The 25899-nt window shown below is 66.6% G+C and carries 24 protein-coding genes and 1 tRNA gene; 13 read left to right on the top strand and 12 right to left on the bottom strand.

Features of this window, described 5'->3' with window-relative positions:
* Nucleotides 1-71 precede the first annotated feature (71 nt).
* The 3 genes from AB0H61_RS33315 to AB0H61_RS33325 are packed head-to-tail and all read right to left on the bottom strand — an operon-like array spanning nucleotide 72 to nucleotide 3585.
* A complete protein-coding gene (locus AB0H61_RS33315) occupies nucleotides 72-1046 on the bottom strand; it encodes a hypothetical protein (protein WP_357311729.1) in 975 nt (324 codons plus the stop codon).
* Nucleotides 1043-2539 carry an aminotransferase class I/II-fold pyridoxal phosphate-dependent enzyme gene (locus AB0H61_RS33320; protein WP_357311730.1) on the bottom strand — a complete coding sequence of 499 codons (1497 nt, stop codon included), beginning with the start codon at nucleotides 2537-2539 and terminating at the stop codon, nucleotides 1043-1045. Before AB0H61_RS33320 ends, AB0H61_RS33315 begins: the two co-directional genes overlap by 4 nt.
* A complete protein-coding gene (locus AB0H61_RS33325; protein ID WP_357311731.1) occupies nucleotides 2536-3585 on the bottom strand; it encodes a helix-turn-helix domain-containing protein in 1050 nt (349 codons plus the stop codon). Before AB0H61_RS33325 ends, AB0H61_RS33320 begins: the two co-directional genes overlap by 4 nt.
* Nucleotides 3586-4160: 575 nt before the next feature.
* Between AB0H61_RS33325 and AB0H61_RS33330 the strand changes: the two genes are divergently transcribed.
* On the top strand, nucleotides 4161-4481 hold the full coding sequence (locus tag AB0H61_RS33330; RefSeq protein WP_357311732.1) for a hypothetical protein: 321 nt from the start codon (nucleotides 4161-4163) through the stop codon (nucleotides 4479-4481).
* Nucleotides 4482-4622: 141 nt separating this feature from the next.
* On the opposite strand, the gene AB0H61_RS33335 is transcribed toward AB0H61_RS33330, so the two are convergent.
* Nucleotides 4623-4705, bottom strand: a tRNA-Leu gene (locus tag AB0H61_RS33335).
* 247 nt (nucleotides 4706-4952) lie between these two features.
* Between AB0H61_RS33335 and AB0H61_RS33340 the strand changes: the two genes are divergently transcribed.
* From AB0H61_RS33340 to AB0H61_RS33375, 8 genes are all read left to right on the top strand, one after another.
* Nucleotides 4953-6362, top strand: coding sequence for a DUF3662 and FHA domain-containing protein (locus AB0H61_RS33340; protein WP_357311733.1), 1410 nt, complete (start codon nucleotides 4953-4955; stop codon nucleotides 6360-6362).
* 219 nt (nucleotides 6363-6581) lie between these two features.
* Nucleotides 6582-7049, top strand: coding sequence for an FHA domain-containing protein (locus AB0H61_RS33345; RefSeq protein ID WP_357311734.1), 468 nt, complete (start codon nucleotides 6582-6584; stop codon nucleotides 7047-7049).
* A complete protein-coding gene (locus AB0H61_RS33350; RefSeq protein ID WP_357311735.1) occupies nucleotides 7046-8563 on the top strand; it encodes a PP2C family serine/threonine-protein phosphatase in 1518 nt (505 codons plus the stop codon). The genes AB0H61_RS33345 and AB0H61_RS33350 overlap by 4 nt, the downstream gene beginning before the upstream one ends.
* Nucleotides 8563-10035, top strand: coding sequence for an FtsW/RodA/SpoVE family cell cycle protein (locus AB0H61_RS33355; RefSeq protein ID WP_357311736.1), 1473 nt, complete (start codon nucleotides 8563-8565; stop codon nucleotides 10033-10035). The genes AB0H61_RS33350 and AB0H61_RS33355 overlap by 1 nt, the downstream gene beginning before the upstream one ends.
* A complete protein-coding gene (locus AB0H61_RS33360) occupies nucleotides 10032-11498 on the top strand; it encodes a penicillin-binding protein 2 (RefSeq protein WP_357311737.1) in 1467 nt (488 codons plus the stop codon). The genes AB0H61_RS33355 and AB0H61_RS33360 overlap by 4 nt, the downstream gene beginning before the upstream one ends.
* 37 nt (nucleotides 11499-11535) lie before the next feature.
* Nucleotides 11536-13047 (top strand): protein kinase, encoded by a 1512-nt coding sequence (locus tag AB0H61_RS33365; RefSeq protein WP_357311738.1) that lies wholly within the window; start codon nucleotides 11536-11538, stop codon nucleotides 13045-13047.
* The gene (gene pknB / locus AB0H61_RS33370) at nucleotides 13044-14951 is read left to right on the top strand and encodes a Stk1 family PASTA domain-containing Ser/Thr kinase (RefSeq protein ID WP_357311739.1); all 1908 of its coding nucleotides are present in this window, start codon (nucleotides 13044-13046) and stop codon (nucleotides 14949-14951) included. The genes AB0H61_RS33365 and pknB overlap by 4 nt, the downstream gene beginning before the upstream one ends.
* 101 nt (nucleotides 14952-15052) lie before the next feature.
* Nucleotides 15053-15472 carry a CBS domain-containing protein gene (locus AB0H61_RS33375; protein WP_357311740.1) on the top strand — a complete coding sequence of 140 codons (420 nt, stop codon included), beginning with the start codon at nucleotides 15053-15055 and terminating at the stop codon, nucleotides 15470-15472.
* 27 nt (nucleotides 15473-15499) lie between these two features.
* On the opposite strand, the gene AB0H61_RS33380 is transcribed toward AB0H61_RS33375, so the two are convergent.
* From AB0H61_RS33380 to AB0H61_RS33390, 3 genes are read right to left on the bottom strand one after another with little or no spacing between them, the layout of a single operon-like run.
* Nucleotides 15500-15973, bottom strand: a complete 474-nt coding sequence (locus tag AB0H61_RS33380) for a deaminase (RefSeq protein ID WP_357311741.1) — start codon at nucleotides 15971-15973, stop codon at nucleotides 15500-15502.
* Between the two features lie 19 nt (nucleotides 15974-15992).
* A complete protein-coding gene (locus tag AB0H61_RS33385) occupies nucleotides 15993-16748 on the bottom strand; it encodes a RibD family protein (protein ID WP_357311742.1) in 756 nt (251 codons plus the stop codon).
* Complete coding sequence (locus AB0H61_RS33390; RefSeq protein WP_357311743.1) at nucleotides 16745-17389, bottom strand: aminodeoxychorismate/anthranilate synthase component II; 645 nt, start codon at nucleotides 17387-17389, stop codon at nucleotides 16745-16747. The genes AB0H61_RS33385 and AB0H61_RS33390 overlap by 4 nt, the downstream gene beginning before the upstream one ends.
* A gap of 204 nt (nucleotides 17390-17593) precedes the next feature.
* On the opposite strand from AB0H61_RS33390, the gene crgA reads away from it, so the two are divergent.
* Nucleotides 17594-17857, top strand: a complete 264-nt coding sequence (gene crgA / locus AB0H61_RS33395) for a cell division protein CrgA (protein WP_357311744.1) — start codon at nucleotides 17594-17596, stop codon at nucleotides 17855-17857.
* Nucleotides 17858-17956: 99 nt separating this feature from the next.
* On the top strand, nucleotides 17957-18433 hold the full coding sequence (locus AB0H61_RS33400) for a PH domain-containing protein (protein ID WP_357311745.1): 477 nt from the start codon (nucleotides 17957-17959) through the stop codon (nucleotides 18431-18433).
* A 58-nt stretch (nucleotides 18434-18491) separates the two neighbouring features.
* On the opposite strand, the gene AB0H61_RS33405 is transcribed toward AB0H61_RS33400, so the two are convergent.
* Nucleotides 18492-19364, bottom strand: a complete 873-nt coding sequence (locus tag AB0H61_RS33405; RefSeq protein ID WP_357311746.1) for a rhomboid family intramembrane serine protease — start codon at nucleotides 19362-19364, stop codon at nucleotides 18492-18494.
* Between the two features lie 4 nt (nucleotides 19365-19368).
* Entirely contained in the window at nucleotides 19369-19896 is a 528-nt protein-coding gene (locus tag AB0H61_RS33410; RefSeq protein ID WP_357311747.1) for a peptidylprolyl isomerase, read from the bottom strand.
* 133 nt (nucleotides 19897-20029) lie between these two features.
* Here AB0H61_RS33410 and AB0H61_RS33415 point away from each other — a divergent pair, with 133 nt between their 5' ends.
* The gene (locus AB0H61_RS33415; RefSeq protein WP_357311748.1) at nucleotides 20030-20233 is read left to right on the top strand and encodes a hypothetical protein; all 204 of its coding nucleotides are present in this window, start codon (nucleotides 20030-20032) and stop codon (nucleotides 20231-20233) included.
* A gap of 9 nt (nucleotides 20234-20242) precedes the next feature.
* Here the strand turns inward: AB0H61_RS33415 and AB0H61_RS33420 are convergent, their stop codons facing one another.
* From AB0H61_RS33420 to AB0H61_RS33430, 3 genes are all read right to left on the bottom strand, one after another.
* Nucleotides 20243-21061 carry an ABC transporter permease gene (locus tag AB0H61_RS33420; protein WP_357311779.1) on the bottom strand — a complete coding sequence of 273 codons (819 nt, stop codon included), beginning with the start codon at nucleotides 21059-21061 and terminating at the stop codon, nucleotides 20243-20245.
* 35 nt (nucleotides 21062-21096) lie between these two features.
* The gene (locus AB0H61_RS33425) at nucleotides 21097-22134 is read right to left on the bottom strand and encodes an ATP-binding cassette domain-containing protein (protein WP_357311749.1); all 1038 of its coding nucleotides are present in this window, start codon (nucleotides 22132-22134) and stop codon (nucleotides 21097-21099) included.
* Nucleotides 22135-22936: 802 nt separating this feature from the next.
* The gene (locus tag AB0H61_RS33430; protein WP_357311750.1) at nucleotides 22937-23917 is read right to left on the bottom strand and encodes an acyl-CoA dehydrogenase family protein; all 981 of its coding nucleotides are present in this window, start codon (nucleotides 23915-23917) and stop codon (nucleotides 22937-22939) included.
* Nucleotides 23918-24108: 191 nt separating this feature from the next.
* Between AB0H61_RS33430 and AB0H61_RS33435 the strand changes: the two genes are divergently transcribed.
* Complete coding sequence (locus AB0H61_RS33435; protein ID WP_357311751.1) at nucleotides 24109-24819, top strand: YoaK family protein; 711 nt, start codon at nucleotides 24109-24111, stop codon at nucleotides 24817-24819.
* Nucleotides 24820-25899 lie beyond the last annotated feature (1080 nt).

Raw genomic sequence — 25899 nt, forward strand, 5'->3', positions numbered from 1 at the left:
CCTTCTCGACGGCCACGCCCCGCTGAATCCGGTGTGCCGGACGCCCTTCCGGCTCGACGTGCGACTCGCCGTCAGCCGCGGGTGGACGCGTCGCCGACGATGCGGCGGATCATGGCGGCGGTAGCGGCGCCGAAGGCGCGACTGGCCGAATGCGGTTGGTCGGACGGGTAATTCGAGCGGTGCGTAATGGTGACACCATTGCGCTGGACGGTGGCGTCGGGTAGTACCGCACTGCAATTGCCGCCCGCCTTGGCGACCAGGTCGACGACCACCGCGCCGGTCGCCAGTGCGTCGAGGGCCGCATCGTCGAGCAATAGCGGCGCCTGCGCACCGCGATGCACGGCGGTGCAGATGATGAGATCGGGCGACGCCGCGGCGATCCGATCCAGGACCAGGGTCCGGTCACCCTCCGGGTTCAGCACGAAATAACCGGCGCCGAACCGAATGGCGGCCGCTTCGTGCTCGCGGCGGTTGCCGATCGCGATCGGTTTCCTATCGCCGAAGGTGCCGGCGGCACCGAGAGCGGCCAGCCCCGCTTCACCGCAGCCGAGCACCATGGCCTGGATCGGGCGTGCCGTTCTGTCCTGCGGCAGTAACGCGCGCCCTTCCCGATACGCGATGCCGCCCGCGATGCGGCTCATGGCGGAGAGCGCGTCGATATCGGTGCTGCCCGGATCGCGCCGGACGTGTTCGAATGCGACGGATTCGATACCGCGCGCACGCAGCTCCGCGATCTCCGCCCGTCGATGCAGCGGGTCCTGGAATCCGAGCAGGACCATACCCGCGCGCAACGGCATCGAATCCAATGCGAAGGCAGGCGGTTTCACCCAGGCGACGAGGTCGCAGCCTTCGAAAACCTCCGAGCGGCCAGCGGCGATCACCGCCCCCGCCGCGTGATAGTCCGCGTCCGAGAAACCGGCGTACCGCCCCGCCTCCCGCTCGACGACCACCCGGATGCCCGCGGTCAGCAGGCGCGCCGCATCGGCCGGGGTGAGCGCGACCCGTTGCTCCCGGGACGCGGTCTCACGCAGGACCCCGGCGATCACTGCCCCACCCCGAGTTCCGCGAGGCCGGGCAGCGGCGCGAGGCCGCGGTCGGCGAGCGCACCCCGGTAGGTGAGCCCGACGCCGATATCGCGGATCAGTTGTTCCAGCCGATCGAACAGTTCGGCCAATAGCACCGCGTCGTCCCGTGCGGATGCAACACCGTCTCCGATTGCCGGATGGCCGACCGGGTTGCGCGGTGCGAGCACATTGAGCCGCACCCCGATCCGTTCCGAACCGGTCCGTAGCAATGCCACACTGTCGATTCCGGCGACCGCGAGCAGCAGATCCTCCAGCTGTAGCGTGTTGTCGATCCCGGCCGCCGCCGATACCGCCCGATCGAAGATCACCGTGAGGAACATGCCCTGCGGACTGCCCGACCGCCGCAACACATCGGCGCCGAATCGCCGGGCGATATCGTCGCGACCGTTGATGGCGGCGATATGCGCGCCCGCGCGGGCCTGCTGCTTCAGCATGACATCGAGGTTGGCGTCGAAATACTGATCCGGTGTGTGCTCGATGATCGCACCGGCGAGATGGATGGTCTCGCGCTGGAACGCGATGGTGAGCCGGGCCCGGATCCGATTCAGCCAGGCGGTATCGCCCGAGCATGCCGCGCCGATCTTGAAGGGCCCGGAAGCGTTGTAGCCCTTCGAGTTCCCGGTGATGGTCAGTACCCGATCGAACAGCGACTCCACACCGCGCCCGGTCCGCACCCGCAGCGCGGCGAGCGGGATGTGGTCGCGCACCAGCCGGTCGAATGCCATATCGCAGATGACACGGACACCGCTATCGAGCAGGATCCGGCCGATCTCCCTCAACTCGTCCGTGGAGTAGGCGCAGACAACAGGATTCCCCGGCAGGGTGAGCAGCACACCGGCGAGCTCACCCGCACGCGCGAGCTCGGCGAGCAGTTCGGCCAGCGCCGCCGGATCGAGTTTGAACGAATCGTCCGGCAGCGCCGGACACAACGCGATCCGCAAACCGGACTTGCGGATATGCACGGGCGCGCTTTTATAGAAGCCCTCCGGACATACGATCGCCCCGCCGGGGCAGTCGGCGGCCAGGGTGGCGATCGCCTCTTCGAGCAGCATGGTGCTCGAGTAGGGACAGACGATGACATCCTCGGGCCCGACCCGAACGCCGGGCTCGCCATCGATCGGATGTGACAGACGCTCGAAGAGTTCGGCGGCCGCCAGTTTCTGTAGCAAAGGCGGTTGGCGCTTGTCGTACTCCCGATTGCCGTACCCGGGGGGTATGGCGGAGTACACGACCTCCTTCCACGCGATGTCGAGCGCGTCGGCCGCGGCCGCGGCGATCGGCACGCCGGTCTCGCCGTGATAGGCATCGAGGAAACCCGGGTAGCTCCGGCCCGCGGTACCCGCGAACGTCGGGTCCGGCCCCAGTTGCTCGCGTACTTCTCGTTTCCGAAGCTCGGAGCGGTTCACCACGGCCGCGAGATCGAGCGAATCGGCTTGGGGGAAGCCGTGGCTCACGACTTCTCGTCCCGCACCGGCGACTCCCCCGGCGCGGGCATCCGGTGCCAGTTCCGCTCCAGCGCGGCACGGAACAGGCTGCGGCAGTTGCCCTCGTTGAGGTGGGTGAAGTCGGCGAGCGGCGGCGCGGCGACGATATCGTCGACGACGATCGCCGATCCCGCGCGGCGCAGTTCGTAGAGTTTTTCGAAGCGACGGACCGCGAACCCGACATCGTGTTTCAGCACGGAGAACCGGGTGGCGACCCGGGCCTGACGCGAATAGTCGTATTCACCGACCGCGACGTAGCGTTCGTCGACCACCAGCATGCTCTGCGCGTTGCGGGCGTGTTCGCGTTTGACGAGCACGCTTTCCACCCCTGCCCTGGCCTGCCGCCAGAGCTTCTCGTCGTACGGCCAGACATCGGCGATATTGTCCAGCACATACATCCGGCGCACATCGATCGGCGGCGGCTGGGACTTGTCGGCGAGTTGCAGGATCGCCGCGTGGTAGTCGTCGCCGACATCGCCTCCGATGGTGCCCAGGTCGGCGGTGTGAATGGCGCGTACCGAGGTAGTCGCCTGCTCCAGAATCGTCAGCCAGTCGCTGACGGTATTCCACTCCCACACCGTCGCACTGCGCGACGGGATCTGCGCCAGGATCTCCTCGGCGCGATCCAATTGCCGGTCGGCGATCAGGCGCAGCGGCTCGATCTCCTCCCGGGCGCCCGACGCATCGATGAGGCTCTGCGCGATGCCGAGTGCGCGCTCGATGACGTCGGGGTCCTTGCCGAGCAGCACGTTGAATCGCATTCGCAGGTCGGTATAGGCACCGGCTTCGGCCCCGGGCTCGGCGCCGCTCGCCACCGGAAGTTCTTCGCCCAGAGCCAAACTCAACCGTTCCCGCAGCGGCAGGGGTGGAACACGGGTGCCGTTCTCTATCTGCTGGACCAGGCTGCGCGAACAACCCGCCTTCGCCGCGAGAGTGGCCTGGGTATATCCGCGTTCGACACGGAGGCGGCGGACCAGGTCACCGATCGGTTCGCCCTCCGAGACTATGCGAGCCATCCTGCGCCTCCCACCCGGTCTCCGGATCCCGAGTGATGATCGAGTGTCACGGTGCGACATTCTAATCACAGTGTGGCAATTGCGTCGTCGCCGAATTCGGCGTGCCCATTCGACGCCGCGACAGCCGGGATATGAAGCATGCCGTTGCGCAATCAAATACGCCCAGCTCAATCATTCGCGGGCTCCAAAGTTGCTTCGCCACGCCGAATTCGGACACTTCAGCGCTATTACATAAGCACATCGCCTTTATCGAAGCGATCATGCCACTCAGTATCATCAAATAGCAGCACGGCTTAGTTGACAGCGCAAAGTGGCGATCCTTAGCATTATTCTCAACAGCCCCAACACATTCCGAGTTCGAGGCGCCGCTCGGCACCGGCCGGACTCGTGGGGCTCCGAGAGACCGAGGAGGTGCCGGATACGGATACCTCGCCGGCCCCGGTCGCCGCACCCGCCGGCGGCCACGTCCGCCGATACCACCGAAAGCCCTTCGAGCACCGTGTCGTTCGCACGCGCGACGGCGGCGCCGCCCCGATCAATCGTCAACTAAAAACCCAAATGAATAGAGCGCACCCATGGCACTCGAGATAACCGACCTATTCATTACCAGCGACGTCACCCCCGAGACCGCCCGTCATATCCCAGGCACCGGCTGGTTCCTGAGCTGGCTGCCGACCACCACCCTCACCCGCGAACAGGCCGTGAGCGGAATGGTGCTCGACGAAATCCTCAGTGACCCCGACCTCACCGACGCCACCCTGGCCATGGAGCTGGCTGCCCTCCGCGCCGCCGACCTCGGCACCGACCTGGTCGATGTCGTCATCCGCCTCTACGCCCGCATCCTCGACCGCGACCATCGAGAAAGCACACCCTCCCTGCCCGCCCTCACCGCCTGAACTTCCGGCCCACCCGGAGCCGGAAGTACGGCCGGAGCGCGGCCGTCCGGCGGGGAGAGGGGCTGCGCTCACCCGGCGTACGAGACACGTCGAACGACAAGAGGCCCGTACTCATGCAAGTACGGGCCTCTTGTCTATAAGTGGGCGAAGGGGGACTTGAACCCCCACGTCCCGAAGGACACTGGCACCTGAAGCCAGCGCGTCTGCCATTCCGCCACTCGCCCGAGCGACTCGAAGACCGTATCACGGGGTGGCTCCGGATACGAAATCGGCCCCTGACCGGCCGTCCGATGGGGCCTGTGATGCCTCCTGGCGACACGGGGAACCTCCTGGGGTTTCCAGGAGTTACAGGTGTGGACGATCGTGGATATCATGCAATGAACGTGGTCGATACACGACACGCCATATGCGCGTGTCGTTGTTATGAATTGAGTAGAGGCTCGAGACAACGCTCACCGAAGGGAGGCCGAGATGGGCATCGTTTCACGGTTCGAGCGTCGTCTTCGAGGCACCGTCGACGACGTGTTCGCTCGGGCCTTCGGCGGCAGTGTCGTTCCCCGGGAGGTGGAGGCGGCGCTGCAGCGTGAGGCCACCGATCACATCCAGGATCTGGGCGGCGGCCATCTGCTCGCGCCGAACAGTTATGTGATCACTATCAACTCTTCGGATCGCGAACAGCTCGACGCCGACCACGACCTCACGACCCGGGCGTTCGCCAAACATCTCCAGGACTTCATCCACGATCAAGGGTGGCAGACCTACGGCGAAGTACACGTAGCGTTCGAGGCATCACCTACGCTGCACACCGGACAGTTCAGGACGAGCGGCCGCGTCGATCCCGACGTCGGCCGTAGAGCATCATCTGCTCGTAGCCCCGAACCCCCGCCACAACGACCTGCAAACCCGCAACCAGGAGCTGGCCCCATGACGCAGAACTCTGGCTACGACCCGAGCCGTGAGCCCGCGGAGTCCGATCCACGCAACCGCGGGTACGCACCGCCGCCGGCGGGGCGGCCCGGTCCGCAGAACGGTGCGTACCACGATGAGTACGGCCGTGGCGCTGCGCCCTATTCCGGTGGCGCCGACTACCAGGCCCCGGACTCGCAGCAGGGTTACGGCGACTACCAGAACGGCTATGACTACCAGCAGGGTGGCCAGGGCGGCTACGGACAGCAGGCCTACCAGGAATCGGGCTACGGCCAGCAGGGCGGCGGTTACGCCGATCGCGGTTACGGTCAGCAAGGCTATGGGGACCAGGGCTACGGCCAGCAGCCGGGCTACGGCCAGGCGGGCGGCTACGGCGAGCAGGGCTACGGCCAGCAAGGCTACGGCCAGCAGCCCGGCTACGGTGACCAGGGTTACGCCGAACCCGGCTACGGCCAGCAGGGCTACGGGCAGCAGGGGTACGGCCAGCAGGGCTATGCCGAACCCGGCTACGGCGAGCAGCCCTACCCCGATCAGGGCGGGTACGCCCAAGAGGAGCAGGGCGGCTACGGTCAGGCCTACTCGCAACAGCCAGGCTACGGCGCGGCCCAGCCCGGCTATTCCGCACCCGCCCCCGCCGCGTATGCCGGTGGCGCACAGGCCGGTTCGGGCTATTCGGCAACCCTGCAACTGGACGACGGCAGCGGCCGGACTTACCAGCTACGGGAAGGCAGCAACATCATCGGCCGCGGGCAGGACGCGCACTTCCGGCTGCCCGATACCGGTGTTTCGCGCCGCCACATCGAGGTGCGCTGGGACGGCCAGACCGCGATGCTCTCGGATCTGGGCTCCACCAACGGCACCCTGGTCAACGGCTCCCCGGTGCAGGATTGGCAGCTCGCCGACGGCGATGTGATCCGCGCCGGGCATTCCGAGATCCTGATCCGTATCGTGTGATCCCGTAAGCTCGCGGTGCAGGTCACAACATGGCGCGGTCATGATGGCAATCAGGGATTCTGTGGTCGTATCGTGATCGGAATCGACTGACGGTCCTATGATGCTGCCAACACGCACGGCGCCACATCGGGGCCGGGCAAGACCAGCAGGCCGGTGGGGGTGGGTCGAACCGCACCTACGGCACCGACGTATATCCAGTCGAACAGGAGGTGGAACGCCGTGCAGGGATTGATCCTGCAACTGACCCGTGCGGGGTTCCTATTGCTGTTGTGGCTGTTCGTATGGGCGGTTATGCGGACCTTGCGCAGCGACATCTACGCGGCATCCGGCGTTCGGATCCAGCCCAGGGCCGCACGCGGTTCCGCGGTGCTGCCTTCCTTCAGCCGAGGCCAGAAGGGCGCCAAATATCTTGTGGTGACTCAAGGTTCACTCGCCGGCACTCGTATCTCGCTCGGCACCCAAGCGGTGCTGATCGGACGGGCTGACGATTCCACGCTGGTACTCACCGATGATTACGCCTCCACCAGACATGCGCGACTTTCCCCGCGTGGTGACGACTGGTACGTCGAAGACCTCGGGTCGACGAATGGCACGTACCTCGATCGCGCGAAAGTCACCACCGCCGTCCGTGTTCCCCTCGGCACTCCCGTTCGTGTCGGCAAGACAGTGATCGAGCTGCGATCGTGACACTTGTTCTCCGCTACGCAGCGCGCAGCGACCGCGGTCTCGTCCGAGGCAATAACGAGGATTCCGTCTACGCGGGTGCGCGACTGCTCGCACTGGCCGACGGCATGGGCGGCCACGCCGCCGGCGAGGTGGCGTCCCAGTTGATGATCGCCGCGCTGGCGCATCTCGACGACGACGAACCGGGCGACGATCTTCTCGGCAAACTCGACGCGGCCACCCGGGAGGGCAATGCCGCCATCGCCGATCAGGTCGAGGAGGAGCCCGAACTCGACGGCATGGGCACCACGCTCACCGCCTTCCTGTTCGCGGGCAAGAAACTCGGCCTCGTGCACATCGGCGATTCACGCGCCTACCTGCTGCGCGGCGGTGAGCTCGCGCAGATCACCAGGGACGACACCTTTGTGCAGTCGCTGGTCGACGAGGGGCGGATCACACCCGAGCAGGCGCACACCCATCCGCAGCGTTCGCTGATCATGCGGGCCCTCACCGGCAACGAGATCGAGCCGACGCTCATCATGCGCGAGGCCAGGGCGGGCGACCGCTACCTGCTGTGCTCCGACGGTCTGTCCGATGTGGTCAGCGACGAGACCATCGCCAACACCATGCGTGAGGGCACCACCGACGAATGCGCCGACCGGCTCATCGAGCTCGCCTTGCGCAGCGGTGGACCCGACAACGTCACCGTAGTGGTGGCCGACGTCATCGATCTGGATTACGGACAGAGCCACCCGATCGTGGCGGGCGCCGCCTCCGGTCAGGATGAGGACACCCCGCCGCCGAATACCGCCGCGGGCCGGGCCGCCGCCATGCGCCCGCCGCGGGCCGCACCGCCGCGCCGGGCCGCCGCACCGGAGCCTCCCCCGCCGAGCAAATCGCATAAGTTGCGGTGGATCCTGCTCGCGGTGGCGCTGGTACTCGCCGTCGGCGTCGGACTGCTGGTCGGCTACAAGATGATCCGCAACAACTATTACGTCGGCGCGGACAACGGCCAGGTCGTGATTCTGCGTGGGCTGCCGGGGTCGATCCTCGGGTATTCGATCCACGAGGTCGACACCATCGGCTGCGTCAACAAGTCCGGTGAGCTCACCATTCTCAAGGCCGGAACCCAGTTGCCGTCCTCGTGCAAGATGCTGCGGGTCAACGATCTCAAGCAGACGGGACGCGATCAGGTCGTCAAGGCGTTACCGCCGGGCGCGCTCGGCAAGGCCGAGGATCAGATGCGGCTGCTCGCCAAGCAGGAACTGCTGCCGGTGTGTCCGCAGAAGGAACAGCCGGCGCAGCCGACACAGCCGGGTTCGCAGCCGGGAGTGGTGCCGAACGAACCGGGGCAGCAGCCCGCGGCTTCCGAGGCTCCGACCACAACGCCGCCGCCCGCACCGCCGAGCGAGCCGATTCCGGGTGACAACAGGGGAACCGACGTCAAGACACCGACGAAGGTGGAGCCCACCGCGCCGACGTCGACCGCGTCGCCGAACCCCCAGATCGCGGGGGAGAACTGCCGGGTGACGGACTGATGTCCGCACCGGCACCGCCGTCCGCTGGGGCCTTTCCCAGTCCCCCGGGCGGATTCGCTCCCGCGCCGCCACCGTCCACCAGACGCAATGCCGAATTGCTCCTGCTGGCCTTCGCGGCACTGATCACGACCGTTTCCCTGTTCCTTGTCGAGGCCAGCCAGGAACAGTCGATCACCTCGGATATCGCCAAGTACGGCTTCGCCTTCCTCGCCCTCTTCGGGATCGCACATCTGGCGGTGCGCCGTTTCGCACCCTTCGCCGATCCGCTTCTCCTACCGATCGTGGCCATCCTCAACGGGCTCGGCCTGGTGCTGATCCATCGGCTCGATCTCGGCGCCGCGCAGAACGCCGAGTTCAATTCGGTGTCGATCCCCTCCCCCGACGCGAATCAGCAGATCATGTGGACCGGCCTGGGGATGGTCGTCTTCATCACGGTGCTGATCGTGCTGCGCGACTATCGCACGCTGGCCCGCTACAGCTACACATTAGGCCTGATCGGCCTTGTCGCGCTGATGATTCCGGCATTGCTGCCGGACCGGTTCTCGGAGACCAACGGCTCGAAGATCTGGATCCGGTTGCCCGGGTTCAGTGTTCAGCCGGGCGAGTTCGCCAAGATCCTGCTCATCATCTTCTTCGCATCGGTGCTGGTGGCCAAGCGCGATCTGTTCACCACCGCGGGCAGGCATATGCTCGGCATGGAATTCCCGCGCGCCCGCGACCTCGGTCCGATCCTGGCGGTCTGGGTCGTCTGCATTGTGGTGCTGGTCTTCGAAAAGGATCTCGGCACATCGCTGCTGATCTTCAGCACGGTGCTGGTGATGCTCTACATCGCGACCGAGCGGGTCGGTTGGCTGATCATCGGCGGCGGACTGCTCGCGATCGGCTTCATCTTCGCGTACAACTCGTTCTCCCACGTCCGGGTGCGTACCGACACCTGGCTCGACCCGTTCGCGGATTACAACAACACCGGCTACCAGATCTCGCAGTCGCTGTTCGGACTCGCCACCGGCGGGCTGGCGGGCACCGGGCTCGGCAGCGGACGACCGAACCAGGTGCCCTTCGCCAAGACCGACTTCATCATCACCACCATCGGCGAGGAACTCGGCCTGATCGGGCTGACCGCGGTGCTGATCCTGTTCCTGGTCTTCGTGATGCGCGGGCTGCGCACCGCGCTGGCCGTGCGCGACAGCTTCGGCAAGCTGCTCGCCGCCGGCCTTTCGTTCACCATCGCGATCCAGCTCTTCGTCGTCGTCGGCGGTGTCACCAAACTGATCCCGCTGACCGGTCTGACCACCCCCTTCATGTCCTACGGCGGCTCCTCGCTGCTGGCCAACTACGCGCTGCTCGCGTTGCTGATCAAGGTCTCCGACGCCGCCCGCGCCCCGGCCCCGGTTCGCAAGAAAGACCCGGCCCCCATTGCCGATGCCCCGACTGAGCTGTTGCGTCGCTCGGAGACGAGGCCGCAGGAATGAACACTCCACTACGCCGGGTCGCGGTGGCGGTGATGCTGATGATCGTCGCGCTCCTGCTCAACGCCACCTACGTACAGGTGATCAAGGCCGACGACTATCGCACCGACCCGCGCAACTCGCGGGTGCTGCTCGATGAGTACGCGCGCCAGCGCGGGCAGATCTCGGCGGGCGGCACGGTGCTGGCCAGTTCGGTCGCGACCGACGACCGCTACAAGTACCTGCGCACCTACCCGACCGATCCCGAGGCCTACGCACCGGCCACCGGCTTCTATTCGATCCAGTACGGCAGCACCGGCCTGGAGCGCGCCGCGGATTCGGTGCTCAACGGCTCGGACAGTCAGCTGTTCGGGCGGCGGCTGGTCGATATGATCTCCGGCCGCGATCCGCGCGGCGGCAATGTGCTGACCACCCTGAATCCGGTGATGCAGCAGGTCGCCTACGAACAGCTGACCGCCAAGGGCTTCACCGGATCCGTGGTGGCGATCGAGCCGAGCACCGGCAAGATCCTCACCATGGTCTCGGCGCCGAGCTACGACCCGAACCAGCTGACCGGGCACGACGCCGCCGCGACCACCCAGGCGTGGGAGACCCTCAACAGCGATCCGGACAAGCCGATGCTCAACCGCGCCGTCTCGATGACCTATCCGCCGGGCTCCACCTTCAAGGTGGTGGTCACCGCCGCGGCGCTGGCCAATCGGGTCGCGACACCGGAGGACCAGTTCACCGCCGCGCCGAACATCACGCTGCCCGACACCACCACCACCCTGGAGAACTACAACGGCTCCACCTGCGGTTCCGGCCCGACCGCCTCGCTGTTCGACGCCTTCAAGTTCTCGTGCAACACCGCATTCGTCGAGCTCGGGCTCCGGGTCGGCGCCGCGAATCTCAAGGACGAGGCCGCCGCATTCGGCATTGGACCGCACCGCGGTATTCCCATCCCGGTGGCGGAGAGTACGGTCGGCACCATCTCCGATAACGCCGCGCTCGGCCAGAGCAGCATCGGCCAGCGCGATGTGGCCCTCACCCCGCTGGACAACGCGGTCATCGCGGCCACGATCGCCAACGGCGGCGTCCGGATGGAGCCGTATCTCGTCGACCAACTACAGGGACCTGATCTGAGCGAGCTCTCCAAGACCAAGCCCGTTTCGGTCGGCCAAGCCGTCAGCGCCGACGTAGCATCGACGCTGACGAATATGATGATCGCCTCCGAGCAGAACACCGCCGGAGGAGGCAAGTCCCGCTATACCATCGCGTCCAAGACCGGTACCGCCGAGCACGGCGCGAATCCGCGCACCACCCCACCGCACGCCTGGTACATCGCCTTCGCCCCCGCCCAGAATCCGAAGATCGCCATCGCGGTGATCGTGGAGAACGGCGGCGACCGGGCGCTGGCGGCGACCGGCGGGTCGGTGGCCGCGCCCATCGCCCGTGCAGTGCTGGACGCCGGTCTGCAGGGGGGCTGAACGATATGAACGTACGAGTGAAGGTACGGGGGCCCCGATGCTGAACAACGGAGCGCTGATCGCGGACCGGTATCGCCTGCAACGGCTCATCGCCACCGGTGGCATGGGTCAGGTCTGGGAGGCGCTGGACACCCGGCTCGACCGCCGGGTGGCGGTCAAGGTCCTCAAGGCGGAGTTCTCCGCCGATCCCACCTTCCGGCATCGGTTCCGCACCGAGGCCAAGACCACCGCGCAGCTGAACCATCCCGGTATCGCCGGGATCTACGACTACGGCGAGACCTACGACCCGTCGGCGGGGGAAACCGCCTATCTGGTCATGGAATTGGTGCAGGGCGAACCGCTGAACACGGTGCTCAACCGGCTGAACCGGCTCTCGGTGATGCAGGGCCTCGACATGCTGGAGCAGACCGGTCGCGCGCTCGAGGTGGCGCACGCCGCGGGCGTGGTACATCGCGACGTGAAGCCGGGCAATATCCTGGTGACGCCGACCGGGCAGGTGAAGATCACCGACTTCGGCATCGCCAAGGCGGTGGACGCCTCGCCGGTCACCAAGACCGGCATGGTGATGGGCACCGCGCAGTACATCGCTCCTGAGCAGGCGGTCGGCGAGGACGCCACCGCGGCGAGCGACGTCTACTCGCTGGGCGTGGTCGGCTACGAGGCCCTCGCCGGGCAGCGGCCGTTCAGCGGGGACGGCGCGATCACGGTCGCCATGAAACATGTGCGCGACGCCCCGCCGCCGATGCCCGCGGATCTACCGCCCAATGTGCGCGAGCTGATCGAAATCACCATGGGCAAGGATCCGAATCTGCGCTACGCCAGCGGCGGCGAATTCGCCGACGCCGTGGCGGCGGTGCGGGCCGGACACCGTCCGCCGGCGCCGATGGGCGCGGGAGCGGGCGCGGCCACGGCCGGTCCGCTCACCGAGGGCGCCACCCGGGTGCTGCCGCCGGGACCGACCGTGGTGCTGCCCACGGGCCAGCACGACGGATCGACCATGCGGTACGGCGCGCCCGCGGGCACGGCCGGCGCCGCGGGTGTGGCGGCCACCGCCATGAACCACGGGGCACCGACGGGACCGCCGCACGGGGACGACAAGGGCTGGACCAACACTCAGAAGTGGTTGGCCGGCCTCGGTATCGGGGCGGTACTGCTCGGCGGCGCGGCGATCTGGCTGCTGTTCGGTGGCGACACCAATCCCAACCCATCGCGCTCGCCCGTCACCACGCAGATCGCGCCGACCACGTTGCCTCCGACCACCACGCCTCCGGAGCCCACCACGACCAGGCCCCAGGCGCCGGTACCGCCGCCGACCACGTACGTGGCGCCGACCACGACGGAACCGCCGACCACCACGCCCGAGCCCACCACGACAACGCCGTCGCCGACCACCACGGCTCCGAGCACGACCAAGACGACCAAGACGACGAGTCCGAGCACTGGCCACACCTGGTTCCCGACTCTCGACTTACCATTCTCGGAGAATCCCGGTGCCCGAGGCCCCTCGGTCACTCGCAGCGCGCCCGCTACGTCGCAAGGACAACAATGACGACCCCGAAGAATCTCTCCTCCCGCTATGAGCTGGGCGAGATCATCGGATTCGGCGGCATGTCCGAGGTCCACAAGGCCCGCGATCTACGGCTGAGCCGCGATGTGGCCATCAAGGTGCTGCGCGCCGACCTGGCCCGTGACCCCACGTTCTACCTGCGCTTCAAGCGTGAAGCGCAGAACGCCGCGGCGCTCAACCACCCGGCCATCGTCGCGGTCTATGACACCGGCGAGGCCGAGGTGGACGGTGGCCCGCTGCCATACATCGTGATGGAGTATGTGGACGGCGACACGCTGCGCGATCTGGTGCGCGGCAAGGGCCCGATGCCGCCACGACGCGCCATGGAGATCATCGCGGATGTCTGCGCCGCACTGGATTTCAGCCATAAGGCCGGGATCGTGCACCGCGATATGAAGCCCGCCAACATCATGATCAACCGGGCGGGTGCGGTGAAGGTGATGGACTTCGGCATCGCCAGAGCCCTCGCCGACAGCTCCAACCCGATGACCCAGACCGCGGCGGTCATTGGTACCGCGCAATACCTCTCACCGGAACAGGCCCGTGGCGAGACCGTCGACGCTCGCTCCGATGTGTATTCGGTCGGTTGCGTGCTGTTCGAGATCCTCACCGGCGAACCGCCTTTCACCGGTGATTCGCCGGTCGCCGTGGCCTACCAGCATGTCCGGGAGGACCCGCGGCTGCCCTCGCACGTCCACCCGGGTGTGCCGCGCGAGCTGGACTCCGTGGTGCTCAAGGCGATGAGCAAGAATCCGGCCAACCGCTATCAGACCGCGGCCGAGATGCGCGCCGATCTGATCCGGGTGCTCGGTGGGCAGAAGCCGAGCGCGCCGATGGTGATGACCGATGAGGATCGCACCACCGTCTTCGGCGCCAATGATCCCGCGCCGCGCAGCTTCCGCACCGTCGAACGCAATGACGACACCGCCGAGCAGGAGGCCACCGAACCCGGTAGCCCACGCCGCACCCTGTATATGGTGTTCGGCGCCGTCGCCGCGGTGGCGGTGGCCTTCGCGCTGTTCTGGGTGTTGATCGGACCCGGCAGCAAACCGGATCAGGTTGCGGTGCCCGATCTCTCGAACAAATCACAGCAGCAGGCGCAGGACGCGTTGCAGAGGCTCGGCTTCACGGTGGCCATCCAGCAGAAGGCGGACAGCAAGATCGCCACCGGCAATGTCATTTCCACCCAGCCGCTCGGCGGATCCCGGATCGATGAGGGCAGCACCGTCACCATGCATGTCTCCACCGGGCCCGCCCAGATACCGGTGCCGAAGCTGGACGGACTGACCGCGCAGGAGGCCGAGCAGAAGCTCAACGCCATGGGGCTGCGGATGGATCCGAATGTGGAGCGCCGCGAATCCAGCGTGCAGGACACCGACAAGGTGATCGCCACCGAGCCGCCCGCAGGTTCCCGCGTGGATATCGACAAGCCCGTCGTGGTGGTCGTCGGCAAGGGCCCGGACCAGATCCGGGTGCCCAATGTGGTCGGCCAGGACATCAGTGTCGCCCAGCCGAACCTGGTGGACAGCGCCGGATTCAAGATCTCCGTTCAGGAGGTCGCATCCTCGAAGCCGAAGGGCGAGGTGATCTCCACCAGTCCGGCCGGGGGCACCATGGCGGATAAGGGTTCCACGGTGACGGTGCAGGTCTCCTCCGGCGACCAGATCACCATGCCGAGTCTGGTCGGGCTGACTCCGTCGCAGGCGTTGGACAAGCTGCGCCAGGCGGGCTGGACCGGTAGCCCGAGCCAGATCACCCAGAACACCCAGGGCACCTTCGATACCGGCAGTGTCGGCCGGATCATCGGGCAGCAGCCCGGCTCCGGCTCATCGATCTCGAAGACCGCCATTATCACGATTACGACGGCCGTACTGGGTCCGCCGTGATCGGGACGAGACCTCAAAACACAGACCAGTCGGTGTTTTAGCGGAAGAATTGGGGCTGCTTCATCCCAAACCAGCACTGCTGAACGAGGAGGTAGCCCCCTATGACCACTGCCAGGGACATCATGAAGCCCGGCGCCCAGTGGATAGCCAAGGACGAGACCGTCGGGAAGGCCGCGCGCGTGATGGCCGAACTCGGCGTCGGGTCACTGGTCATCGCCGATGAGAACGAGCGCATGTGCGGGATCATCACCGACCGCGACATTGTGGTGAAGTGCATTGCCCAGGGCCGCCCGCCGGCGACCACCCGGGCCGAGGAACTGTGCGAAGCGACGCCGCGCTGGATCGACGCCGACGCCGATATCGACGAGGTGCTCGATGAAATGGAGAGCCACCGCATCAAGCGGATGCCGGTGATCGAGGACAAACGCCTGGTCGGGATGATCAGCGAGGCCGATCTGGCCCGGCATCTCAACGACAATCAGCTCGGCGAATTCGTGACGGCGGTATACGGAAGGCCGTAGCTCGGAAAAGATTCCCGGCACCTGGTGCTAGGACAGATCCAGATGCCGGTTCATCGACATGGCCTCGGCCGCGAGCTCCGGCAGCTCGAGCACCGTGACGCCGTGCTGCCGCAGCTTCTCCACCCCCACGCAGTTGGTCACGAAGGTGGTCGGCTCCCGCCAGGCGATGACGACCCGCGCGATACCGGCCGCCAGGATCCGATCGGTGCAGGGCAGCCGGGTCGCGGTGGCGCGCTGCGAACAGGGTTCCAGCGTGCTGTAGATGGTGGCCGAGGTCAGCCGGGGATCGTCCGCGTCCAGCTTGTTCAGCGCGGACTCCTCGGCATGGACCTTCTCGTCGGTCTCGCGCGAGTATCCGGTCGAGATCTCGACACCGTCGGCCACGACCACCGCGCCGACCGAGAACGCGGTCGGGCTCGGGGGGCACCGGCGCGCGAGATCTATCGCACGCAGCATGAACTGCCGGTCGGCGGCTGCCTGCGCGGAATCGTCAGCGGACATGGGTGCCTCCCGGTTCGCGTCATTCGCCTGCGATGTGCCCACCGACGGTCCTAACCGATTCGAACTTCGACAGATAGCGCAGCACGGCGATATCGCCGACCTGGGATACCTCGGCCAAGTGCAGGCGGCGATGCGGGCCACCGGGATAGTCGGCCGGACCGACGAAACGCGGCGCCGCCGGATCGCCGACCAGGATCGGAGCCACCGCGACCTGTAGTTCGTCGACCAGGTCGGCGGCCAGGAAGGCGGTGTGGATACGGGTCCCACCTTCCACCATGAGACGGTCGATACCGCGTTCACCGAGGTCATCCAGCATGGCCGCGAAGTCGAGTTCGGAACCGAGCGTGACCACCTCGGCGAGGCCGACCAGCGAATCGTCCAGCTTTTCGGTGCCCTCGGCGGTGGCGTAGACGAGCTTGGCGCCGCCGTAGTGCCAGAAGTTGTGATCGGGATCCAGGTCGCCGCTGGCCGTGACGGTCACCTTCAGCGGATACTCCGGCTTGCCCGCGGCGACGCGCGCGGCCCGGCGCTCGGCACTGTTCACCAGCAGCCGGGGGTTGTCGCGACGCAGCGTCTCGGCGCCGATCAGGATCGCGTCGGATTCGGCGCGGATCCGGTCGACCCGATCGAAATCCGCGTCGTCGGACAGCAGCAGCCGCTGCGCGCTCGCGTCATCGATGTAGCCGTCCAGGCTCACCGCCACCGAGAGCAGCACATACGGACGCTTCCGTGCGCCGCCGGGCTCGACCGAGCCCGCGCCGGGGCGCTCGGTCACTGCAACACCAGCGCAGCGACCTCCGCCTCCAACATCGCCACCAGTCCCTCGGAGGGCCGTTCGCCGCACACCTCGAGCCAGTTCGCCAGCATCCGGTGCCCGCCCTGGGTGAGCACCGACTCCGGATGGAACTGCACACCGTGGATGGGCAGGCTGCGGTGTCGCATGGCCATCACGATGCCGGACTCGGTGCGCCCGATCACCTCGATCTCCGCGGGCAGGGTGTCCTCGAGCACGGTGAGCGAGTGGTACCGGGTGGCGGTGAACGGATCCGGCAGTCCGGCCAGGACACCGGAGCCGATGTGGAAGACCGAACTGGTCTTACCGTGCAGCAGTTCCGGCGCCCGGGTGACGGTGCCGCCGAATGCCTCGCCGATCGCCTGATGGCCCAGGCACACCCCGAGCAACGGGGTGCTCGAGCGGGCGCAGGCATGCACCAGGTCGATGCTGGCGCCGGCCCGATCCGGGGATCCGGGGCCGGGGCTGATCAGAATCCCGTCGAAGTCGGCGACCACGGCGTCCAGGTCCGCGAGCTGCGAGTCGTCGTTGCGCCAGACCACGGCCTCGGCACCCAGCTGGCCGAGATACTGCACCAGGTTGAACACGAAGCTGTCGTAGTTGTCGACGACCAGTACACGCATGGTTCGAGATTACGTGGCGCACCGGGAGCGCGTCGCATCCATTACCAGTTGGGATAGCCTAGAGACACACCGGAGGGCACTCGAGCCTTGCCCGGATCGGTCCCGGCTGTCAGCGGATCGACCAAGGCGGCGAATGCGCTCGACACATAATTCAACCGAATCTGCCCCGCCGGTACCGACCTGCACGCCGAATACGAGGACGTCATGCCCAAGTCGAAGGTCCGTAAGAAGGCCGACTATACGATCAACCCCGCGAGCCGGATCCCGGTCAAGGTCAAGGCCGGTCCGTCCCCGGTCTGGTATGTCACGATCATGCTCGGCTTCATGTTGGCCGGGCTGGCCTGGCTGCTGGTCTACTACCTGGCGGCCGAGCAGATCAGCTGGATGAACGATCTCAACGCCTGGAACTTCCTGATCGGATTCGGCCTCATGGTGGTCGGCCTGATCATGACCATGCGGTGGCGCTGAGCAGACCGGCCGGATAACGCCGGATTACAGACGTGTCATTCATTCACACTTGTGGATGACCCTGTGGACAACTCGAGGAACGATTGGGGAAAGTGACGCGTGAACCCTGAATCCCCAGCGCCGGAACCGCACCTCGCCTGGGCCACGCCCGCCCCCGCGCTCTACGCGGTATCGGTCGGCGCCGTGGTGCTGGCGGGCGCGGCCATCCTCAGCAACGACAATGCCGGTCGGTTACTCATCGGGCTCGCCGCACTAGGCCTGCTGGCCCTGGCAATCCTCGGATTCCGGCAGCGACCGCGATTGGCCATCGTGCCCGGCTCCAACCCGTTGCTGGTGGTGCGCACTCTGGCGGGTCCGACCGAGTACACCCCCGGCCAGATCATCAGGGCCCGGATGGTGGGTTACCGCAGGCTCGGCCGCAAGATGCCGATGCTCGAGATCGATGTGCGCGGCGCGGACGGCACCGAGCACCTGCTGATTTTCGGTCGCTGGGATCTGGGCACCCATCCCGAGGATGTCTTCGAGGCCATGCTGGCCAACGGACTCGCGACCAGCGACACCACGCGATACGAGTAGCAAGCCACCGAATCGGTCCACCGGTCGGCGTATTCAACGTTTCACGCGAAACATCGCACTACGCCAGTGACGCGACGGCGGCGCCGATAGCGACCAGGTCCACCAGAGCCACGGCGGCGATCGCGGCCCAGCCGATGCTGTGCGCCGCCTCCTGAGATTTGGCGTGCAGCCACTCCGGGAGGAAGAGCACACCGAGGGTGGCCAGCGTGCCCGCGATCAGACCACCGAGATGTCCGGATAGCGAGATACCGGGCAGCGAGAAGCTGATGAAGATATTGATGCCGATCAGGATCAACATCTGATTCGGATTCTGCCGCACCCGGATCAGCAGCACAGTGATCGCGCCGAACAGGCCGTACACCGCTCCCGACGCACCCGCGGCGGCGCTGGTGGGATCCTGGAAGATCATGCTCGCGGCCGACCCGCCGAGCAGCGCGACCAGATATACCGCGAGATAGCGGGTCCTCCCGAGTGCGGGCTCGAGACTGCGGCCGACCACCCACAGCGCGAACATATTGAGCGCCAAGTGGATCGGACCCCAGTGCAGGAATCCGGCGCCGAGCACCCGCACCCACTGGCCGTCGGCCACCAGATCGGGAACCAGCATCCAGCGGGCGAAGAATGTGGACCGGTAGTAGTTGTCCACCAGGCTCTTCGATTGCACGGCGGTGACCGCGTAGATCACCACATTGGCCACGATCAGGGCATAGGTGATGTACGGGATCGGTGACCGCGCCACCGGTGCGCCCGCGACGGTACGCACCCGGGGGGTGTTGCGTTGATCCTGTCGCAGGCAGTCGACGCAGTGCTGGCCGACCGCGGCGGGGCGCAGACATTCCGCACAAGAGGGCCGCCCGCAGCGCGTGCACGCCAGACCGGTCGGACGATTCGGATGGCGGACACACGTCGGTGCGGGCGGCTGTGGGTTCATGGGATTACTCGATCGTGATCTTGGAGATGATCACCGACTCCTTGGGGCGGTCGTTGCGGTCCGTCGGTGTGGTCGCGATGGCGTCGACGACCTTACGCGAATCCGGGTCGACAACCTCGCCGAAGATGGTGTGCTTGCGGTTCAGGTGCGGCTGCGGGCTCACGGTGATGAAGAACTGCGAGCCGTTGGTCTTCGGCCCCGTATTCGCCATCGCCAGCAGGTAGCCGCGATCGAAGCGCAGTTCCGGGTGGAATTCGAAGCCCAATTCGTAGCCGGGCCCGCTGCGGCCGTTGCCGGTCGGGTCACCGCCCTGGATCATGAATCCGGACATCACCCGGTGGAAGGCGGCGCCGTCGTAGAACGGGCCGGTGCTACCCCCACTCGCATTCTGGGTGGTGTACGGAGCCGACCCGTCGGCGAGGCCGAGGAAGTTCCGCACCGTCTTCGGGGCATGGTTGCCGAAGAGGGCGAGCTTGATGTCGCCGTAGTTGGTGTGCAGCGTCACACCGGCGGTCTGAATCGGTGAGGTCACCCCGCCAGGATAGTCAGGGGACGCCTAGCGCCTCCGGTACCGGGTTGCCGACACGTCGCGGCAGCGGCCTCGGTGTTCCCTGCTCTCACCAGCACCGACTGCGAGATTCGTGCGGCTGTGCCAAAGTGGTCGAATGACCTCGGGGCGCCTGCACCTTTCCACACGTTCTCTGATTGCCGCGGTCGCCGTCGCGCTGGCCGGTGGGGTGGCCTGGCTGGTCCGCAATAAACGCCCGCAGCCGCCGGCGCCTGCTCCGGCCCCGCCGCGGATCGGATACTCCCGTAACGGCTCCGCGCCGACCCCCATGGCGGGAGCCGGCGCGGAGAATGGTCGCTGACGGCAGGCCTCAGCGGCTGACGGTCCGCTTGTACTGACGCAGAGCCGTCGGGACGAACACCACCAGGATGATCACCACCCAGGCCAGCGTGGTCGCCACCGGATGCCGCATGGACCAGGCGTCTGATGGCGGCATCGCCACACTGGTGTTGCCGAACAGGTCACGAGTGGCCTGGGTGAGTGCCGAGACCGGGTTCCACTCGGCGAAGACCTTCAGCACGGTCGGCAGATTTTCCAGCGGTACGAAGGTGTTGGCCAGGAAGGTGAGCGGGAACATCACCATGAAGCTGGCGTTGTTGAACACCTCGGGCGCGCGCACCAGCAGGCCCACCACGGCCATGATCCAGGACACCGCGTACGCGAAGAGCAGCAGCAATGCATAGGCCAGCACCGCGTCCAGGAATGAACCCCGGATCCGCCAACCGACCAGCAGACCGGTCAGCGACATTACGACCAGGCTGACCACATTGATCACGACGTCGCTGATCGTTCGCCCGATCAGCACCGCCGACGGCGCCATCGGCAGTGACCGGAATCGGTCGATGATGCCCTTCTGCATATCCTCGGCCAGACCCGCGCCCGTGAACGATGCGCCGAACACCACGGTCTGGGCGAAAATGCCCGCGATCAGGAACTCCCGGTAGCCGCCCTCCATGCCGGGTACGGCGATCGCCGTTCCGAAGACGTAGGCGAACAGCAGCACGAACATGATGGGCGATAGCGTCGAGAAGATCAGCACGTCGGGTACGCGCTTGATCTTGATGACATTGCGCTTGGCGATGGTCATGCTGTCGCTGACCACAATCGTCAGGCGTTCACCCAGCCCCATCCGCTGCGGGATCTCCAGGGTTGTGGCGGCCGCGGTCATCGCACCTTTCCTTCCGTCTTCTCGAGCAGCTCGGCCGCGCGTTCGCCACCGGAACCGTTGGTCGAGGGGGTCCCGATGTCACCACTGACGAGCTCCTCCGCCTCGTGCCCGGTCAGGGTGAGGAAGACGTCGTCGAGCGACGGACGGCGCAGCCCGACATCGTGGATTGTCACGTCGTGGCCGGCGAGCACGCCGATCGCGTCGACGAGGGCCTGCGAGCCGTTGCTGACCGGAACGGTGATCCGCCGCAGACCCGGCTCCAGGTGGATATCGCCGTCGGCCAAACCCTGCAATGCCTGCTTCGCGACGCCGAGTTTGTCGGCGTGATCCACGGTGAGTTCGATGCGATCGCCGCCGACCAAGGTCTTGAGTTCGTCCGCGGTGCCGCGGGCGATCACCTTGCCGTGGTCGATCACCGCGATGGAATCGGCGAGGCGGTCGGCCTCCTCCATGTACTGCGTGGTGAGCAGCAGCGTGGTGCCGCCCGCGACCAACTCCTCGATGACATCCCACAGATCGAGCCGGGCACGCGGGTCCAGACCGGTGGTCGGCTCGTCGAGGAAGAGCACCGGCGGGTTGGCCACCAGCGCACCCGCGAGGTCGAGTCGGCGGCGCATACCGCCGGAGTAGCCCTTGACCGGGCGGTCCGCGGCGTCGCTGAGCCGGAAGCGTTCGAGCAGCTCGCGTGCGCGTTCCTTACTGCGCTGCACACCCATGTGGTACAGCCGTCCCACCATTTCGAGGTTCTCGAAACCGGTGAGGTATTCGTCGACGGCGGCGTACTGGCCCGAGGCTCCGATACGGGACCGCAGGGCTTGGGGATGGCGCAGCACGTCGATACCCGCCACGGTCGCGCGCCCTTCGTCCGGCACGAGCAGGGTGGTGAACACCCGGACGGTGGTGGTCTTGCCCGCGCCGTTGGGGCCGAGCAAGGCGGTGACCGTGCCCTCGGGCACGGCTAGGTCGAGGCCGTCGAGGGCGACCAACTGGCCATAGCGTTTGACCAGACCCTCGGCGACTATTGCGTCGGGCATGATTCTCCTGACGTTCGGGATTTCGCGATGTCGAATTTCCATCGACGTCCGTCATGAGGACGTCGAAGCGATGTCGCTGGATCGGATATCCGACCGATACCCGAGTCAGTATTGTCCTGGGCACCGACAATTTCATCCGCTTTATCGGGGGTTCGGGCCGCGGCGGGAACACAGAAGGCCGCATCCCGGTTGGGGCGGTGCTCGGGGTTGCCTGTCCGGGATGCGACCGTCTCGATCATCGCGCGCGGGACCCGGGGCGGTCCCGCGTAGCCGACTACCCGATTCGGGTGCGCGGGGTACTTGCGGCGGTCGATGGACGGCAGCTCGCGGTGACCCGTACGGTTCGACCTTCGGACGGGTCCGGTCCCGATGAACACCCGCACATGATGGCATCCGGGTACGACAGATTCGCCGTGGCCGATCCGCGGTCGACATGCCGCACGGTTGCGACACGCGGTGAATCCAACCGAATCTCCACACTCGACAGGCGGCCGAACGGGCGACCCTAACACACGGCGACCGGTCGGCATGTTTCCGAATGGCGGCAACAGCACCTGGTAGCGGCCGGATCCACGAATGTAAGTCACTGCACGGCAACAATTTTGGCTAATACGTAGCCGCTTCCGAATGGATGTATAGGATTCGGCCGACCACCGACCCATCCCCGCCGGTGACTCGCCGAATCGAGTCCACTCAAAAATCTTGGAAAGTGGCGATCCCCACGCACACACAATCGCCGATCATCGCGTAGGATCGTTCACGTCGGCCCCTCCCCCCCGGGCCGACCTTACGCGGGCCTCGGCTAACTCCCCCCCTTCGCCGAGGCCCGCTCCCCATTTCCGGGGTAGTTCGCCTCGCCGTCCGGAGCAGCCGTCACAACCACGGAACGCCATGCCGCGTCCAAGCGCTGCACCCGCACCCGCCCGGCCGTGCCGAGCAGTGGACGATCCCGCTCCCATCGATCCCGATCGACCGGATCGGCGAGCCGCCAGAGCGAGTCCAGCTCCGCGGGCAACCTGTCGAACTGTTCGAGCAGTCCGCCCAATGCGATATGTACGCCGGGTGAGGTGGGCCGATCCAACTCCAGACCACGTAGCGCGGCCACCGCCGCGAGCAGCTGCTGCAGCGTCGAGCGCGGCCAGGAGCCGGCACGGGCGACCCGCACCAGCCAACCCAGCGCCGCCGCCAGTACGTGCACGTCCTCGATGGTGCGGAACGGTTTGAGGAAGTCCGCGTAACCGTCCCCGGGCAATGGCTGCGCCCGCGCATCCGCGAAGGTCACCGTGGCGTGCGGGATTTCGGGGGCGAACGGGAGTGGGGGCTGATTCGTCACGGTGACTCCGGGCTGGTCGATATCCACCAGCGCGGCCCGCAGCAGACTGCGCCCGTCCGCGGCCACCCCGGTCGTCGCGATCACCAGCACTCGCCGCGCCATGATCCCCAGCGTCGTGAAGGATTTGGTGCCGCGCACGGTCCAACCACCGGCGGTTTCGACCAGCTCGGTCCGAATCGCGGACGGGTGCGCGCCACCGGCCTCCGTCGCCGCGACCGCGACCAACTCCTCAGCGGAGAGCCCGGGTACCAGCGCCCGCAGCGCCTCCTGATATCCGGACAGGAACGCGTAGCCGAGCCGGTCGGCGCCGAATCCGCCCGCGATCGCGACATCCAGCGGTTTCTCGAAGCGCGCCGCGGCCATCCGGTGCCGGGCCCAGGCGTCCGCGACGCTCTCCAGCGGGGTCTCGTACAGCGGTGCGGTCAGCAGGTAGTCGAACACAGAATCCACAGCTGCACGGTAACCCCGGTCACCGCGCGGATACCGAGCCGGACCGAGTCGCGGCCCACACCCGTGGCAGTCCGGGCCGATACAGCGACCTTCGGCAAACAACCAGGAACACTCCGGGTTCGCACGGCGGATTCTCGGACGCGGCGGGTAACACTGAGGCGTCACCATCCGCGTCGGGAGGAGCCTGACCTGTGTCGAAACCGGAACCGGACACCGTCAAGGCGCTCTACGACAGCGAAGCCCGGATCTCCTGGGTGCTCGCCGCGCTGGCCGGTCTGATCGGCGGCGCCGCCTTCATGCATACGGAGGGCTACTTCGTCACCTTCATGACCGGCAATACCGAACGCGCCATCCTGGGCGGGTTCCACGAGGAGGCCGATGTCGCCGCCGCCGCGGCGCTGCTGCTGGTGTCCTTCGTCTCCGGCGTCGTGGTGGCCTCCCTGCTCCGCAGGCGCTACTGGTCCGGCCACCCGCACGGCCCGACCCTGCTCACCACCGTCAGCCTCGCGATCGCCTCCATTATCGACCTGGTCCTCTACGAGATAACCGACACCACCGAGATCGATTTACCTCCGATCCTGTTCGTGGCGTTCGGCGTCGGAGCCCTCAACACCTCCTTCGTGAAGAGTGGCGAGGTCTCCATCCCGCTCAGCTACGTCACCGGCACGCTCGTCAAATTGGCGCAGGGGATCGAACGTCACATCAGCGGCGGCAACTACACCGACTGGCTCTCCTATTTCCTGCTCTACGCCGCGTTTTCCCTCGGAGCACTGCTCGGCGGCCTGCTCAGCAAGATAGTCGCGGGCTGGGCGATGCTCATCACCGCCACCGGGGTGAGCCTGATCGTCACCAGCTACACCTATCTGCACCTCGACCGCCACGGGCCGCTGAGTACCCAGTAGTGGCGATGCCGCGCCCGGACACGGCGATTATGTTGTCCTGGTGCGGGATTCACTGGACGACACGCCGGCCGATTCGCGACCCTGGTGCCGATATCCGCTCCGCAGCGAAGGACGGTCGCATGTTTGCGCCAAATCGCGGTGGGGGTCGTGAGGTAAAACCCTGGGATATCCGATCTGACTAGGAATGTCCACGTGTGCGACCGGGGGTGCGAAATGATCGGCCCCCACCGCGTTGCCACCGGTCGAGCTCGCCTTTCACTGTCTGCCCGAGGTCCGAGGCCATCATTACGCCCCATACATGTGTGGCGCGGAACGCAATTCGCGCCACGTTCGGGTCGACCACGGCAGGCAGATTGCACACCCGCCGGTAGTGCTCGCAACGTGAGCGCAGTGTGTCGGTCATCGTGTCCCTTCCCACACGGTGATGGTCACCGGGCCAGAGGAGTCGAGCTCACTCCGGCCCCGGGACGTTTAGGAGTGCGCCCGGGTTGCCTCTGAGAAGACCGGCCCCGTTGAGGTAGAGGGCCGCCCGTCCCAGCCGGGCGCATGTCCCAGACCATCACGGGCAGGCGTGGCTGTGCAGGGCTACGCTGTTTCCAAAGGGCGCGACTCGGATCTGAAAACACGCAGGCGGGTGTGTGGTGGAAGCGGCAGCCACAGGATTGTTGGGGATGGAACCTCAACGGACTGGCCGAGTTCTGAGACAGCTCCGCGCAGATCGGGGGCTCAGTCTCCCGTGAGCTTGCGGGAATGACTTTCTGTGCTTGGTCGCATCTCGCCAACATCGAAGCTGGCCGACGCTGGCCAAAAGATCGAGGATGGGCCGAGCGAGTAGACCGAGCTCTTAACGGCGATGGTGCGTTGATCACGGCATGGGATGCGGACCAACGAGACCAGGCGCGGCGGCAGGACACAATGCGGCTGCTGAACAAGGCACGGCGAGAGTCCGAAGCGCTGCTTGCCGCCCCGGATGCGGCTCCACTGGATGAGATACAAGACGGCATCATCGAAGTGGCGCGCACCGCTCGATTCGAGTCCTACGACGAGACTCTCTCCCGAGCCTTGGAGATCAGAGCCGAG

Source organism: Nocardia sp. NPDC050710 (assembly GCF_040654375.1).
In the GTDB taxonomy this organism is placed as follows: domain Bacteria; phylum Actinomycetota; class Actinomycetes; order Mycobacteriales; family Mycobacteriaceae; genus Nocardia.

Excerpts from the sequence above, each read along its gene's own strand:
- AB0H61_RS33325 (WP_357311731.1), bottom strand. The coding sequence starts at position 3,585 with ATGGCTCGCATAGTCTCGGAGGGCGAACCGATCGGTGACCTGGTCCGC.
- AB0H61_RS33415 (WP_357311748.1), top strand. The coding sequence starts at position 20,030 with ATGACCTCGGGGCGCCTGCACCTTTCCACACGTTCTCTGATTGCCGCG.
- crgA (WP_357311744.1), top strand. The coding sequence starts at position 17,594 with ATGCCCAAGTCGAAGGTCCGTAAGAAGGCCGACTATACGATCAACCCC.
- AB0H61_RS33425 (WP_357311749.1), bottom strand. The coding sequence starts at position 22,134 with ATGCCCGACGCAATAGTCGCCGAGGGTCTGGTCAAACGCTATGGCCAG.
- AB0H61_RS33405 (WP_357311746.1), bottom strand. The coding sequence starts at position 19,364 with ATGAACCCACAGCCGCCCGCACCGACGTGTGTCCGCCATCCGAATCGT.
- AB0H61_RS33420 (WP_357311779.1), bottom strand. The coding sequence starts at position 21,061 with ATGGGGCTGGGTGAACGCCTGACGATTGTGGTCAGCGACAGCATGACC.
- AB0H61_RS33340 (WP_357311733.1), top strand. The coding sequence starts at position 4,953 with ATGGGCATCGTTTCACGGTTCGAGCGTCGTCTTCGAGGCACCGTCGAC.
- AB0H61_RS33355 (WP_357311736.1), top strand. The coding sequence starts at position 8,563 with ATGTCCGCACCGGCACCGCCGTCCGCTGGGGCCTTTCCCAGTCCCCCG.
- AB0H61_RS33380 (WP_357311741.1), bottom strand. The coding sequence starts at position 15,973 with ATGTCCGCTGACGATTCCGCGCAGGCAGCCGCCGACCGGCAGTTCATG.
- AB0H61_RS33390 (WP_357311743.1), bottom strand. The coding sequence starts at position 17,389 with ATGCGTGTACTGGTCGTCGACAACTACGACAGCTTCGTGTTCAACCTG.
- pknB (WP_357311739.1), top strand. The coding sequence starts at position 13,044 with ATGACGACCCCGAAGAATCTCTCCTCCCGCTATGAGCTGGGCGAGATC.
- AB0H61_RS33330 (WP_357311732.1), top strand. The coding sequence starts at position 4,161 with ATGGCACTCGAGATAACCGACCTATTCATTACCAGCGACGTCACCCCC.
- AB0H61_RS33360 (WP_357311737.1), top strand. The coding sequence starts at position 10,032 with ATGAACACTCCACTACGCCGGGTCGCGGTGGCGGTGATGCTGATGATC.
- AB0H61_RS33365 (WP_357311738.1), top strand. The coding sequence starts at position 11,536 with ATGCTGAACAACGGAGCGCTGATCGCGGACCGGTATCGCCTGCAACGG.
- AB0H61_RS33375 (WP_357311740.1), top strand. The coding sequence starts at position 15,053 with ATGACCACTGCCAGGGACATCATGAAGCCCGGCGCCCAGTGGATAGCC.